Source organism: Pseudoalteromonas sp. G5_S1_14_S5, from assembly GCF_054968605.1.
In genome coordinates, this window is record NZ_JBQKUM010000023.1 from 1 (window position 1) to 14,697 (window position 14,697).

Sequence of the window (14,697 nt, forward strand, 5' to 3'; positions counted from 1 at the left end):
GCGCTGTATGGTAGTCACTACGAAATTGATGATTGTTCGCGATGACCCGATAAGTAATGAACTTGCCAGAACAGGATCGATAGCATCATGTAAGTCGGATTCAAGCCCGAGCAATAGTAGTTTGCTTGATGATATTTAGCTTATTCGTTGAGGGAGCGACATAATTGGTACTTAAGTAGTGCTTTGCCGGTTGAATTGCACGAGATTGCATTTTTGCTAACAGCATCAGGAAGCGTTGTTGTGCGAGCTCATACTGTCCTTGATTGTCTTCAACGAGAGCGGCAACAAATGCTTGCTCTATGGCTTGATACTGGTTGTCATTAGATGCAATCCTATAAAATGGTTGATCTCGCTCGCTCATGTATTGATACCGAAGAGCTGAAAGGTAGAGCTTTTCTCCATACGAGTTTGTACTCATGTAGCGTGTATGAAGCATGGTAAATGCACGGGAAGGAGAGTGGATCAATGTCGTAAGATAGAGTGCATTCCAATCAGCATTTGGAGTGTCGATACTAACCGTATTTGGCAAAGTGATAGATGAGTTTGAAGAGCGACTTGGAGTGACTAGCTGGTAGTGGGTTGCAAAGCTAACCAAGAATATAAAGCTATGGAAAATCGAACGCGTCAAAGGAACTATCAATCAGGATAAAAAAAGATATTCTATGATTAGCTTGATCTTGCTTCATGTTTTGAGGGGGATTTGTAAGAGGTATTGCGAACTAGGTCTCTAATTTATTTATTTTTATCAGAGAGATATCGGCCGTACGGTTCGGTTCGTACGGCCGATATTTGAAATTAGATGTATAATTTCGCTAGTTCAGAAGGTTCAAGCTCTTTGCCTTCTAGAGACTCGTTCCAGTTAACACCTACCAGTACGCCATCTTCAGCAAGAGTTAGTAGCCAATCTTCGACAAAGATGTCTAGTGGGATTTCTAATACTTCAAAGTCAGCCCACTCTTCAACGTTGTGAGTTTGAGCATCTTCTTTTGAGGACCAAAAAGGCATCACTTCGCTGTTTTCGAATTCACTTGAGTCACATGCTAGCCAACCTTCTTCGTTGCGAAGGCCCCATACCAGTTTAGTTTCTTGAGTTTCAGAAACGAAAAGTTCTAGATTTGCTTGAGTATCAGCTGTTAGTTTGCTCATGAATTAGTTCTCTATGTTGATAACCTAGGCAGGTTAACATTATAGAGGGCTTAGGTACATGCTATTCAAGGAAATATCATGGCATTGAAACGTTAAATTCAGATAACGTTTCAGTACAGTTAGGTGCGATGATAGCTACTTTTTGATTTTAGTAAAAATGTGTCATTTTCCGATTACTTATATTGAAGCTTTTACTAAATCAACATCAACTTGTGCGGTCTTTATTACTGAGTGTTGATCAAATACTTTTGTCAGCGAGTCACCGAGAGTGTGATGAATAGCATCGGCATGAGGGATGCTGAACTTTAGTGGAGATAGCCCTAAAATGCAGGTGGTAAATCACTCAGTAGGAATTATTCGCTCATCGAAACACGCAAAAAAAGTGGCTGTCAGCAATGTTAGTGTAGAGCGGTGTAATCAAGTCAGTTGATGTGAGAAAGCTAACCCAGACATCTTTGAACCATGATGAACACTGGTTAAATAATTTCTTAAGTCAAGAGTGTTCGGTGATCGAGTACATCTTTGAAACAATCCCTCTTTTAGTTTGCTCTTTCGATACGCGAATAATTGGCGCGTATTATTCAACGCACGATTTAAATACCCATCAAAACCGGTTTTTAAACTAAAAAATCGAGACATCGATCACGCAAAGATCAAAAAATAACCACTATTGTTGACTTGGTCAGTAAGAAAGCATGGATAATTCTTACGATTTTCTCAGATATTTGAAAACAAACAAAACCGATTTTGAAAGCCTTTATAAGAGTGAAAGAACGGATACTAAAATGGCACTGGATACTCAAATAATAAAATCAGCGCGGAAAGATTTGGAACAGATCTTAGCGGGCGTCTATTCACCAGCTCAGCTAAACAAGCTTATTCAAAGCTTGATTGAGGCCATGAGTAAGTTCAAAACGATTGATAATAAAAAACAATGGGTAGACCAAAATGATGTCATGCTCATTACATACGGTGACTCAATCCAAGAAGAGGGCAAGGCTCCTCTTCAAACTCTGAAAGAATTTTTAAACTTTCATGCGAAAGACATATTATCTGCCGTTCACATCCTACCTTGCTTCCCATATACCTCTGATGATGGTTTCTCTGTGATTGACTACTGGAAGATCAACCCTGACCTAGGTGATTGGAACGACGTTCAAAATTTGTCTCATGACTACGATCTGATGATTGATGCTGTAATCAATCATATTTCTCAATCAAGCCGCTGGTTCCAAGGTTACTTAAAAGGTGAAGAGCAATATCGCGACTTCTTCACAGAAGCTGACCCAAATCGTGATTACAGCTCGGTAACACGCCCACGTGCGCTTCCACTTCTGACGCCATTCGATACTACTCATGGTATTAAGCATCTTTGGACAACATTTAGTGAAGACCAGATTGATTTGAACTTCCGTTGCCCTGAAGTTCTGCAGAAAATCGTTGAATTACTGATGTTCTACTCAGAGCAAGGCGCTTCATTTATCCGCTTGGATGCGATCGGCTTTATGTGGAAAGAGCTGGATACGCCATGCATTCACCAACCGCAAACTCACGCACTTGTTCAAGCAATGCGAGCAGTAATGGGTGCCGTTGCGCCTCACGTAAAACTCATCACAGAGACAAACGTCCCTCACAAAGACAACATCAGCTACTTTGGTAATGGTGAGAACGAAGCGCACCTTGTATACCAGTTTCCCCTCCCACCGCTAACGCTGCACACGCTGCAGACGGGGAATAGCACAAAAATCGTTGATTGGATGACAACTCTTGAGCCTTGTTCCGAACAAACAACCTTCTTTAATTTCCTAGCATCTCATGACGGAATTGGTGTTCGCCCTGTTGAAGGGATACTTAGCACAGAGCAGGTTGATCATCTACTTAAGGTAGTAAAAAGCAACGGCGGTCGAATTTCTTACAAGAACAACGGAGACGGCTCACAAAGCCCGTATGAGTTGAACATCAATTATTTTGACGCGATTCGTGACAGCAACGCTGACTACCAAACCAACCTTGACCGATTTATGGCTGCTCAATCGCTTCTTTTATCAACGGCGGGGGTACCGGGTATCTACGTTCATAGTCTGTTTGGTTCACGGAACGATATCGAAGGTCTTGAGCGTCTAGGTTACAACCGTGCAATTAATCGCGAGAAGCTAGACCGCCATACACTTGAAACCGAGTTGGCAATTCCAATCTCGCATCGCAGTCAAATTCTTGGCCGGTTTAAACAATTACTGAGTGTGCGTACCAATGAAGATGCCTTCTCTCCAAGTGCGTCGCAGCGCATTGAGAAAACTGACTCGCGCCTTATCACTTTTGTTCGTGGTGAGAAGGTGATAGTCGCAATAAACATTAGTGCAGAAGAGGTAAAACTTACCACATCATTGCTGCTCACTGATGCTAAATGTGACCTCATTAGTAATCAACAAGTCGCTGAAACGGTTACATTAAAACCATATCAGGTGATGTGGATCAGTAGGTGAGAATATGAAATTTTTGCCGCGATATCGGTGGCAAAAATATCTATTCACATCCATCCGATGAAACTATAACAACTAATCCTACAATAAGGATAATAATGATGAAACTTAAAACTCTAACCCTTGGACTTGCTGCTGTTAGCCTATCGCTATCAAGCATTACTTATGCAAAAACAACTGTAGAATATTGGACAACTCAAACGCAATCCGATCGTATCAAAAGTCTCGAAGTTATGGGTGATGTATTTGAAGCACTCAATTCAGACATCGACGTTAAAGTTGTTGCTGTTGACGAGAACGATATGGCTAAACAGATCGCCGCTGCTGCTGCATCAAATACATTACCTGATGTCATTGAGGTCGATTCAAATTTATCGCTCGCATTTTCTGAACAAGGTATTGTCGATCAAGTTGCAACCACTGAGGTAGTCAAAGCTGTTGGTATGGATCGCTTTTATACTGGAGCTCTAAACCTTATAAAAGATCAAACGAAAAACCAATACGTCTCTGTTCCTTACAGTGGTTGGGTTCAAGGGATCTGGTATCGTGCAGATTGGTTTGAAGATGCAGGTCTAGAGCCACCCACAACATGGGAAAACATTCAAAAAGCTGCAGCGTATTTTAATAAACCTGAAGACAACCAATATGGGATCCTCATTGGTACAAAAGCAGACAACTTCGCTGAACAAGTTTATACCCAGCTAGCTATGTCTAATAACGCTGGTCAGTTTGATAAAAATGGTAACCTCATTTTTAACTCAAAGGCACAAAAAGAAGTATTAGATTACTACAAAGGGCTGTCGAAGTTTACTCCACCTGGACCTCAAACTTGGCGAGCTCGGGATTACTACCTACAAGGCAAACTTGCAATGTTCTTCTATTCCACATACATCATGGATGACATTGCACTGGCTGAAGTCGCTGCTGGCTCACTCTCCAACGAGAACTTTAAAGATCTCAAAGGTGCCACCTTCGACCCTGATTTAGCGAAAAACACTCGCCTTGTTCCCACGATTTCCAAAGCAACGTCGTCATCATACGGCACACTTGTTGGTTTCTCTATCATGAAAAACGATGACAAAGCTGAAGTTGAAGCAGCAAAAGCGTTCGTTGAGTACATGAACGAGAAAGATCAGGTTGTCGCTTATTCACACATGGCGCCCGGCGGTCACTTACCTATGCTGCGTGATATTGCTGGAACGGATGAATTCCTCAATGATCCAAAAGGTATTTTTGCAAACTATGGCAAAGACTCTATCAAAGAGATCATTGCAGGCTTTGATAACATCAAAAACTTTTCTGTTGTCGATGGTAAGGCATTCCCTCAGTCTGGAGAGATTTTCTCTAAACAGATCATCCCACGGATGATCTACAGTGCCGTCATTGAAGGCAAAGATACACAAGAGTCTTTGAACTGGGCTGAAGAGCAAATGAAAGAGCTTATTGGAAAATAGTTCTTTCAGTAAAGATGCTCTGACATCCAACAATACCATTCTAAATAAAGCATTTGTTTAAGCTAATTTAGTAAACAAACCTTTAAAGCGGGGCTAGCGTGAGTTCTTCTAGCCCCAAATTAACAAGGAGCTTTTTCATGACTGCATTAGAGAGAGCAGAAGCTCGCTTTGGGTGGAAGCTTGTCGCTCCAACAATTGGCATCATTGGGCTTTTGATACTCTATCCCATTGTTTTTAATGTCTACCTAAGTTTTTTTGATGTAAAACTGAACGGAGATAAGACATTTGTTGGCATTGAGAATTATGCCAAACTTCTCTCAAACTCAAATTATTACGCGTCAATCGGAACAACTGGTATTTATCTTTTTGGTACCGTTGTTGGGACAACAGTACTTGGACTAGCCGTCGCATTGCTGATGCGCGAGCCTTTTAAAGGTCGTGGTCTTGTCAGTGCAGCCGTCCTAATGCCTTATTTTGCGCCTGTTATCTCAGTCGTTTTCGGTTGGCAATTTCTTTTTGACCCGGTAAACGGTGTTTTCAATTGGCTCATGGTTGACGTATTGCATCTATGGGATGCGCGTGCGAACATGATCGGAGAACCCGATTCCGCTATTTGGGTCGTAATCCTCTTTGATATTTGGAAACACTTTCCAATCGCTTACCTGTTAATTTTATCCAAATTAACCTCTATTCCTAAGGATCAATATGAGGCCGCAGCAATCGATGGCTATGGCCCTATCGGTCGTTTTTTCCATGTCACTCTACCCGAAATTTATTTCGTCTTAGCGACTGTGGTGATCTTGCGTTTAATTTGGAACCTGAATCGTTTTGAAGACGTATACCTACTCGCACCGAATGTAGAAACGCTCCCAGTATTTACTTATTATCAAGCATTTACTGGCGTAATTGACCAAGGCCTTGCCGCCGCGACATCCGTTATTCAATTTAGCGTTCTATGTGTGCTGATCTGGTTTTATGTAAAGAAAATTCTAAAGTGGTGATTGATTATGTTAGGTAAATCTACTTTAAAAAGTCGCATTGGATTTGTATTCGCTATTTTCATTTTGGTTAGTTTTTGCTTAATTCCATTTGCTCAAATCTTGTCAACATCGTTGAAACACCAATTTGATTGGGGAAACCCATCGCTCATCCCGCAAGTAGTCAACTTTGGGGCCTATAAAGAGCTACTTGGGTTAACGGAAGAAAAAGTTGTAGAAATCCCTGCTGCGATTCAAAAAATTCTAGACAACCCTAAGTTGTCGCAGGTTAAAAAAGACGCCATCATGGCGAAATACGTTGATCAGAGTGATGTGTTTCCCTTTGGTCGATATATGCTTAACAGCTTCTTGGTCTCTGCGGGCGCTGCGGTTGTAGCCCTCATTTTCGCTGTCATGGGTGCGTATTCTATCTCCCGCTTGCGTTTTAGTGGTCAAGTTGTTGTTCAACGTTCGGTGTTATTCGTTTATATGGTCGGTGGTGTCCTGTTAATGGTCCCCTTGTATCAAATGGCAATGAATGTTGGGCTCGCTACAAATATGTGGGGAAGCATTATCAGCTTATTCCTCATCTATATCGTACAGACACTCCCCGTTGCTCTTTATATGTTGGGTAACTACTTCCGCACGATTCCATTTGCATTGGAGGAAGCGGCAATGATGGACGGGTACTCGCGTAAAGAAGCGATCTGGAAAGTGGTACTGCCCCTTTCTCTACCAATGCTGGCAACGGTATTTATGTACTGCTTCATCATTGGTTGGAACGAATACCTATTTGCATCGGTATTCTTAAAGCAATTTAAAGAATTCTACACACTACCACTGGCTCTCCAAGAGTTGTTTGTATCGAAAAATGCTATCTGGGATCGCATCATGGCAGCTTCCATGCTGACTCTCGCTCCTGTTGTTGTGTGTTTCTTGTTCGCCATGCGTCATATGGACGGTGGTAAAACTGACGGTGGTGTTAAAGGTTAATTATTATGGCTGCTATTTCTCTAAAAAATATCGTAAAAAACTATGGTGATACTAAGGTTGTTAAAAACATCAGCCTAGATATCGAGGACGGTGAATTTGTTGTATTGGTTGGCCCCTCAGGTTGTGGAAAATCGACCACGCTGCGTATGGTTGCGGGTCTCGAACAAGCCACATCAGGTGAAATTGCTATTGGCGAACGCGTGGTTAACGATGTGGAACCTCAAAACCGCAACATCGCTATGGTGTTCCAGAACTACGCACTTTACCCACACAAGACCGTTAAAGAAAACATCGTGTTTGCACTTCGCCGCCTAAAAATGGATGAGGCTGAAATTCAACGCCGTCTTGATGAAGTGGCAAAGATGCTAAAGCTTGAAGAGTACCTAGAACGCAAGCCAGCTGATTTGTCCGGTGGTCAACGTCAACGGGTGGCAATGGGTCGTGCGATTGTTCGTGATGCGGACTGTTTCTTATTCGATGAGCCACTGTCTAACCTCGATGCGAAACTGCGTAACCACATGCGTACTGAGATTGCGCAAATTCACAATAAGTTTGGTCGTACAAGTGTGTACGTAACGCACGACCAAGTTGAAGCGATGACGCTTGCGGATAAGGTTGTGGTTCTACGTGATGGCATTATTGAACAAGTCGGCTCACCAATGGAGATCTTCCTCAATCCGAATAACATCTTTGTCGCAACCTTCATTGGTTCTCCATCGATGAACATTCTGAGAGGTCGCTTGTTCACTGATCACCTAGAATTGGGTCAGTACACACTGCCGCGCAATCTTCTAACCAATGTGTCATTCGATCAAGATATCGGTGCTGAAGGTATGGAAGTGAAAGTAGGTATCCGTCCTGATTTCTTCAACGATAAGAACTTCTTCGGCGAGAATGATTCAACATTTAACTTTGATGACTCATTGGTTGAACTTGTTGAGCCAATGGGCTTCGACAAAGAAGTCTTATTTAAAATCGGTGAAGAGAACGTCAAAGCGAGACTCGATCTTCGCTCTGAAATCGCTCGTGGTGAGAAAATGGAACTCCTATTGGATCTATCACGACTCTTGATTTTTGATAAGGAAACAGAGAACCGCATCTAAAACTCTTCACCACTTAAACTTCTCTTTAGGGGGAGAGGGGAATGGTTAACTAAGCAAGTTGTTAACGAGTTTAAAATCAGACTCAAGTTTTGCTTCAAACTCCGAAATATGAACAAGCACGAAGATAGAAGTTCCCATTAAACTGCAGGCCTGATAGTGGGGCGATTTGAGTTTCAGCCTATTCCGTTTAGTCAAGTTTTTTGGGGGGGAGATTTAATGCCAGTGCAATATCATACGAATAGATAGAATACTAAGCTACCACTTAAGTGGATAAGCAATGACTCCCAATAAGCAAAGACTTTTTCGGTATCTGACTCGAAGGAGGTTTCAAAGTGTTAAAGTCCATTGGAAATAATGTCAACCGATGAATTGAGTGCTTTTAAAATTGTGCTAATAAAAATTTGATATTACGCTCATCAAGGCCAAAAAAGTTAAATATAAATCTTTTGTTAAAATGAATTGAGAGTTGAATACAATAAAGTGTTTTAAGTCGGTGCTTAATTATATTGGAGTAGTCTATGTCGATTAAAAAGCTTGCAGAACATCTTAGTCTTTCGAAATCTACGATTTCGCGTGCTCTCAATGGCTATCCTGATGTAAATCCAAACACTCGCCAAAGAGTTCTGCAAGCAGCGAAAGATATCGGCTATAAGGCTAATCCGACAGCAAGGCGCTTAGCCTCAGGTAAATCGAGAAACATCGGTATCATTCTGCCTGCAAATACACGTATGTTCATTTCTCCCGCATTCTCTAAAGTACTGGCTGGTGCCTCTGCATTTTTAACCAAATACGATTATCAGCTAATTGTTACCACCACCGCTGAATGTCAAGAAGAGCAACAAGTCTATGCGGATTTTATTTCGAGCGGTATGGTCGATGGGCTTTTCATTGTTCGTACCCGGAAGAACGACGAACGTATAGCAATGCTTAACGAGCGTAATTTTCCTTTTGTTTGTCTCGGCTACGTAGAGGGTTTCAGAGATGATATGTTTGTCGATGTGGATAACAATAATGCATTTTATCAGCTGACCAAACGTCAGATTGATCTTGGTCATAAACGTATAGCATTCCTTGATGCACCGATCGAACTTACGCTATCTCAATCACGTAAGCAGGGGTACCTTAGAGCAATGAAAGAAGCGAATCTTGAAGTCAATGAGCAATGGCTGCGCAATGGAGAGTTAGACGAAGACGCAGCAATGATAATGACCCAAGAAATAATGTCTCTCGCTCAATACCCTACTTCGATCCTTTGTGCCGATGACATTATGGCGCTAGGTACTATAGCTGCGTGCGAAAAATTAGGCTATGAGCCAGGCTTTAATATTGCGATAGCGGGCTATGGTGACTACGAGCACAGCCGCTACAGCAAACCCTCAATAACCACATTGCGCTACGACACACTTACCGTAGGCGAAGAGATGGCAAAATTGATGATGAATCGGCTAGAAAATACAAATTTCACGATTAAGAACTGGTATCAAGCCGAGATCATTGCCCGTAAATCTGACGCTAACGTCTTAATTGAGTAGAGGTGAAAGTTGTCATTAATTTCGAACTGTTCAAAGAATGTCTTGATGTGATGGGCCCACATCCTTTCTAGCATTGTTGTACCTATAGTGTGGTATAACAATGCTAGAAAGGAGTAACAGTCAGTATCGATTTGAATATTTGACATAGTACAACTAGGGCAAGTCTCCGGGAAGCAATCAATTATGGTATCCGTGTCTTTTACTCGGGTGAGTTTTCAATGATGCCCTTTATGGCCTTCTTCAGTTCCTCTAATTTCGACCGCCAGAGCGTTAATCATCTTTCGCTCTGGCGATCTTTAGGACTGTCTGATGAGGGCGAACTTGAAGAGACTTTAGGTGGAGAATTTTAGTCTTTGGTGATCAATTATACCTAAAGACATATTAAGTGCGCCAGAAGACAATTTTCATGTCAATAGAACTTTATGAACACTTACTAACTAGATATTTAAAGTCCATGGCTTTAGAGAACCTTACAAGCGAAGCCTTTAAGGTAGAAACCTTCTGGGTAGGCCGTGTCGGTTAGGTGGTCGGCTGCTTGCTCGAAGCGCTCGACAAACTTAACGGTTCTGCCTGCATCAATCGCTGCGTCTGCGATGATTTTTTGGAATAGGTCTGTACCCATTAAGCCAGAGCAAGAATAGGTGAGTAGCGTGCCGCCTGGTTTTAGGATCTGCATTGCTAACATGTTTACATCTTTATAGCCGTTTGCACCAGACGTAAGGTTGTTCTTACTTGAAACAAACTTTGGTGGGTCCATGATAACAACGTCAAACTTTGTACCCTGGTCGCGGTACTCACGTAGTAGCTTGAAAACGTCCGCATTAAGGAATACGGCACGTTTTTTTGAAATATCAAACTCGTTAAGTTCAGCGTTGAATTTGGCTGTATCAAGTGCGAGTTGAGATACGTCAGCGTTGATAACACGCTTCGCGTCGCCTTTAAGTGCGTAAAGGCCAAAACCGCCAGTGTATGAGAAACAGTTAAGGACATCTTTGCCCTTTACGTATTTCATCGACTCTTTACGGCTGTCGCGCTGGTCCATGTAGAAGCCTGTTTTGTGGCCTTCCATGATATTTACACTGATCTTAACGCCATTCTCTTCAATAACTATAGACTTTGGTGGCTCTTCACCGTGAAGAATGCCAACCACTTGTTCTAAGCCTTCTTTCTTACGAACCGCTACATCTGAACGCTCGTAGATGTTGCAGTCTGGGAAGCATTCGATTAGAGCTTCTACCAATACGTTTTTGTTGAATTCAGCACCTGCGCTGAGAAGTTGGCAAACCAAGTAGTCTTGATACTTATCAATGGTAATACCCGGCAATCCGTCTGATTCCGCAGCGGTCAGGCGGTAGCCCGTTAGGCCATCACGTTCAATGATGTCTTCACGTAATGATTGTGCGTCTTGAATTCGTTTTACGAAGAATACTTTGTTGATTTCTTCTTTTTCAAATGTCCAAACACGTGCTCGAATTTGAGAAGATGGAGAGTAAGCTGCCTTCGCTAACCACTGACCATTGTGAGCATATACGTCTACCGTTTCACCCTGTTTTGGCTCGCCCTCGACTTTATCGATACCGCGTGAAAATACCCATGGGTGTTTACGGCGTAATGATTTGTCACGGCCTTTCGCTAGATGAATAGAAGGAGTCATAATTTACTCTGTTTGTTGAATTTGAAGGAAGGGTATTGTCGGGGAAGTGCAGGTGAAAAGCAAATAAGAAAGGGCTACGCGAGTAGCCCTTATCATGATTTTAATCAGATAGATTGCAATATTCGAAATATTGCCTTTGAAAGACCAATATTATGCTTTAAGACCTGTCAATAACCCTTCCATTGTGTCACTTTGCTTACGAAGCTGGTCAACATTAGAATTACTCTTACTGATCATTTCACAGATGCTATCTGATTGATGACGAATTTCTTCGACGCTCTGTGCAATGTTGTCAGCAACAACACCTTGCTCTTCAGCTGCCGTCGCGATTTGAGTACTGCTATCAGAAATTGATTGGTTCTTTTCAGCGAGTGAGCCGATTTCAACATTCACTTCAGACATCAATGTTTGTCCTTCATTTGCGTTGTTCACCGTCACTTCCATCAGCTTTGTCAACGATTGGCTGTTACGTTGTAATGATTCAATCATGCTTTGGATCTCAACCGTTGCTTGTTGAGTTCGACCGGCAAGTGCGCGAACTTCATCGGCAACAACAGCAAAACCGCGGCCTTGCTCGCCCGCACGAGCCGCCTCGATAGCGGCGTTCAATGCAAGTAGGTTGGTCTGTTCTGAAATACCATTGATGGTTGTCACTACTTCATCAATTTGCGCTGCGTTTGCATCCAGCTCTTCAACGGCTTGTGATGCAGATTGAATCTCTTGAGATAGGTTAGAGATAGATTCCAGCGTGTTTGAAACCTTAACTTGGCCACTTTGTGCAACACCACGAGCGTCCATAGTCTGTGAACTCGATGCATGAGCCAGGGTTGCTACCTCACGAATTGTCGCAGCCATTTGTTCTGTTGCGCTTGCTAAGCTGTTCAAATGTTCTTGCTGATTGCCTGAGATGTCTGAACTTTGTTGCGTCGACTGATTTAGGTCAGAACTAATTTGCTGCATGAGTGCTACAGACTCTTGAATCGAAAGCACCATGTTTTGCTCACGTTCCGCAACTTTGTCGATAGTAATTGCGATTTCACTAAACTCATCACGAACCGGAAAGTAGTTCATACGACAAGTTAGGTCACCATTCGCGAGTGTGCTCAGTGCTTTGTTCATAGAGAACATCGCTCCGCCAATGAAAGTCATGATGTAGTAAACACCGAGTGCAATCAAAGTTAGGGTTACCGCAATGATCGATATTTGAGTTGCTGAAAGCGCAGACCATAGGTTTTGGTCGTGGTTAGCAACCAAGCTCAATGCACCATTCATAACTGAAATAGAGCCTGCGCCATAACCAAGGGAGATAGTTTCAGAGCTATTAACCAGTTGAACAACTTGCTCCTTGGTGAGTTGACCAGCTTCGATAAGCCCCTTTATTAAGAGCAATTCTTCTTGATAAAGGTGGGCCAGTAATGAATCCGCTGCACTATCTAAAACGAGAGCTAATATAACAAGAGCGAGAAGAGGTAATAAAAAGAGGAGATAGAATTTTTCTTGGATTTTTAAGTGGATGAGATATTTATCAATCCAACGAAATGGGGTTTCTTTCATAATCGTTATACTCGAAGTAAGTCCACCAATAAACGGTGAATGAATAGAGTCTCAACTATACCATTCATATAATTTATGAGGCAACGTAATGAAAAATTCACAATCTATATTTGTCGTATCAGGCGTAGTTCAGTGTGTTGGCTTTCGATATCACACCAGTCGACAAGCTCAGAAGTTAGCGATTTCAGGGTACGCTAAGAACTTAAATGATGGTCGAGTTGAAGTGTTGGCTGTTGGCGAAAGTGGTCAGATAGACAAGCTATACCATTGGTTGCAAGTGGGTCCTGCGAGCGCATCGGTAGATAATGTGGTTAAGCAAAGGGTGGGAGAGGATGAAAAGCGCAATGTGCGTATTGGGGAGTTTCAAATACTGTAGCTAACTGACTACAGTATTTGATTGAGATAGTCAGTAATTGGTTGTTACAGACACTTTGCTGGTTTAGGTAAGCCTGCGAGTTTAGTCGCTTGTTTCGCTGGGCCTTTTTTGAATAATTTGAACAGGTATTTACTGTTGCCTTTTTCAGGACCGTGGGCTTTTTCCATCGCTTTAACAAGCATACGAACAGCAGGGGAAGTGTTGAACTCTTCGTAAAAGCTCCTTACAAAATGAACGACTTCTAGGTGTGCTTCAGTAAGCTCAATGGCTTCGTCTTGTGCAAGAATTTCAATCATACCTTCTTCCCATTGTGTGTAATCCAATAGGTAGCCTTGAGCGTCGGTTTCGATTTGCTTACCGTTATATTCAAACATGTTTGGTCCAGAATCCAATTAACTATTTAGATAGGGTACATGACCAAGTTTACCTTTCTCAATAGTTATCGTAGCGATCTTGATAAATATTGATCCTATAGATACAAAAAAGCCCAAGAATTGGACTCTTGGGCTAGATATTCTTCAATTAGGCGAGTTATTAGTCGTCGCTGCCCATGATGCCTAGGATGCTTAGTAGGCTGATGAAGATGTTGTAGATAGATACGTATAGGCTAACGGTCGCTGAGATGTAGTTAGTTTCACCGCCACGGATGATGTTTTGCGTTGTTAGCAAAATAACACCAGTCGAAAACAGGATGAACATACCGCTCATTGCCAATGACAGAATTGGCATTTGTAGGAAGATATTTGCAACCATACCTACAAGTAATACGACGAAACCTGCTAGTAGCATACCGTTAAGGAAGGATAGATCACGCTTAGTCGTAAGAGCGTAAGCCGATGCACCCATGAATGCTAATGCCGTGCCGCCTAGAGCAGTTAGGATAACATCCCCCATGCCTGCGCCAACGTACATATTTAAGATTGGACCGATGGTGTAGCCTAGGAAGCCTGTAAACAGAAACGTAAAGACTAGACCCATGCTGTTGTCACGGTTCTTTTCTGTTAGGAAAAGTAGGCCGTAGAAACCAACTAGCATCATGATAAGACCAGGACGAGGAAGGTTCATCGCCATAGATACGCCTGCTACAACAGCAGACCAAAGTAGTGTCATTGACAGTAGTGCGTAGGTATTACGCAACACTTTATTGGTTTGCAGAGCACTTTCTTGAGATGCTGTGCGTGAAAACATAGGGCTGTTCATAATCTTCCTCGTAAGGTGACTTCAATAGGTATTGGTACATTTATGGGGCTGAAAGTTCGAAAAATCAAGTCTTATAGTCCAGTTGTATACTTAAAATAATAATCAAAATAGCTGATTAAGTATTTTTGAAGGTGTAACAAAGTATGTCTTATTCGGATATCAAAGTGCACGACGCCCGATGTTTAACCTTTATACTTACATTGACCATTTATATCCTTCTATAAACCA

General features: G+C 42.2%; 13 protein-coding genes. 7 read left to right on the forward strand and 6 right to left on the reverse strand.

Annotated features, from left to right (window positions below; genetic code table 11):
- Positions 1 to 100: 100 nt before the first annotated feature.
- Both ACTRWI_RS08925 and ACTRWI_RS08930 read right to left on the reverse strand, forming a co-directional pair.
- Positions 101 to 628: a hypothetical protein gene (locus ACTRWI_RS08925; RefSeq protein WP_499130639.1), complete on the reverse strand. Its 528-nt coding sequence runs from the start codon at positions 626 to 628 to the stop codon at positions 101 to 103.
- 167 nt (positions 629 to 795) lie between these two features.
- Positions 796 to 1,146 carry a DUF2750 domain-containing protein gene (locus tag ACTRWI_RS08930; RefSeq protein WP_499130641.1) on the reverse strand — a complete coding sequence of 117 codons (351 nt, stop codon included), beginning with the start codon at positions 1,144 to 1,146 and terminating at the stop codon, positions 796 to 798.
- Between the two features lie 785 nt (positions 1,147 to 1,931).
- Here ACTRWI_RS08930 and ACTRWI_RS08935 point away from each other — a divergent pair.
- From ACTRWI_RS08935 to ACTRWI_RS08960, 6 genes are all read left to right on the forward strand, one after another.
- A complete protein-coding gene (locus ACTRWI_RS08935; protein WP_499130642.1) occupies positions 1,932 to 3,629 on the forward strand; it encodes a sugar phosphorylase in 1,698 nt (565 codons plus the stop codon).
- A 95-nt stretch (positions 3,630 to 3,724) separates the two neighbouring features.
- Positions 3,725 to 5,080, forward strand: coding sequence for an ABC transporter substrate-binding protein (locus tag ACTRWI_RS08940; RefSeq protein ID WP_499130643.1), 1,356 nt, complete (start codon positions 3,725 to 3,727; stop codon positions 5,078 to 5,080).
- 137 nt (positions 5,081 to 5,217) lie between these two features.
- Positions 5,218 to 6,081, forward strand: coding sequence for a carbohydrate ABC transporter permease (locus tag ACTRWI_RS08945; RefSeq protein WP_499130645.1), 864 nt, complete (start codon positions 5,218 to 5,220; stop codon positions 6,079 to 6,081).
- Between the two features lie 6 nt (positions 6,082 to 6,087).
- Positions 6,088 to 7,050, forward strand: a complete 963-nt coding sequence (locus ACTRWI_RS08950; RefSeq protein WP_499130646.1) for a carbohydrate ABC transporter permease — start codon at positions 6,088 to 6,090, stop codon at positions 7,048 to 7,050.
- A 5-nt stretch (positions 7,051 to 7,055) separates the two neighbouring features.
- Positions 7,056 to 8,153, forward strand: coding sequence for an ABC transporter ATP-binding protein (locus tag ACTRWI_RS08955; RefSeq protein ID WP_499130647.1), 1,098 nt, complete (start codon positions 7,056 to 7,058; stop codon positions 8,151 to 8,153).
- A 518-nt stretch (positions 8,154 to 8,671) separates the two neighbouring features.
- Entirely contained in the window at positions 8,672 to 9,685 is a 1,014-nt protein-coding gene (locus tag ACTRWI_RS08960; RefSeq protein WP_499130649.1) for a LacI family DNA-binding transcriptional regulator, read from the forward strand.
- A gap of 460 nt (positions 9,686 to 10,145) precedes the next feature.
- Here ACTRWI_RS08960 and ACTRWI_RS08965 read toward each other — a convergent pair whose 3' ends face one another.
- On the reverse strand, positions 10,146 to 11,339 hold the full coding sequence (locus tag ACTRWI_RS08965) for a class I SAM-dependent methyltransferase (RefSeq protein ID WP_499130650.1): 1,194 nt from the start codon (positions 11,337 to 11,339) through the stop codon (positions 10,146 to 10,148).
- A gap of 150 nt (positions 11,340 to 11,489) precedes the next feature.
- Complete coding sequence (locus ACTRWI_RS08970) at positions 11,490 to 12,893, reverse strand: methyl-accepting chemotaxis protein (protein WP_499130652.1); 1,404 nt, start codon at positions 12,891 to 12,893, stop codon at positions 11,490 to 11,492.
- An 88-nt stretch (positions 12,894 to 12,981) separates the two neighbouring features.
- Between ACTRWI_RS08970 and yccX the strand changes: the two genes are divergently transcribed.
- Positions 12,982 to 13,269 carry an acylphosphatase gene (yccX, locus tag ACTRWI_RS08975; RefSeq protein WP_499130653.1) on the forward strand — a complete coding sequence of 96 codons (288 nt, stop codon included), beginning with the start codon at positions 12,982 to 12,984 and terminating at the stop codon, positions 13,267 to 13,269.
- 44 nt (positions 13,270 to 13,313) lie between these two features.
- Here yccX and ACTRWI_RS08980 read toward each other — a convergent pair whose 3' ends face one another.
- Both ACTRWI_RS08980 and ACTRWI_RS08985 read right to left on the reverse strand, forming a co-directional pair.
- Complete coding sequence (locus tag ACTRWI_RS08980) at positions 13,314 to 13,643, reverse strand: TusE/DsrC/DsvC family sulfur relay protein (protein ID WP_008223499.1); 330 nt, start codon at positions 13,641 to 13,643, stop codon at positions 13,314 to 13,316.
- 160 nt (positions 13,644 to 13,803) lie between these two features.
- On the reverse strand, positions 13,804 to 14,469 hold the full coding sequence (locus ACTRWI_RS08985; protein ID WP_008223498.1) for a Bax inhibitor-1/YccA family protein: 666 nt from the start codon (positions 14,467 to 14,469) through the stop codon (positions 13,804 to 13,806).
- Positions 14,470 to 14,697: the final 228 nt, after the last annotated feature.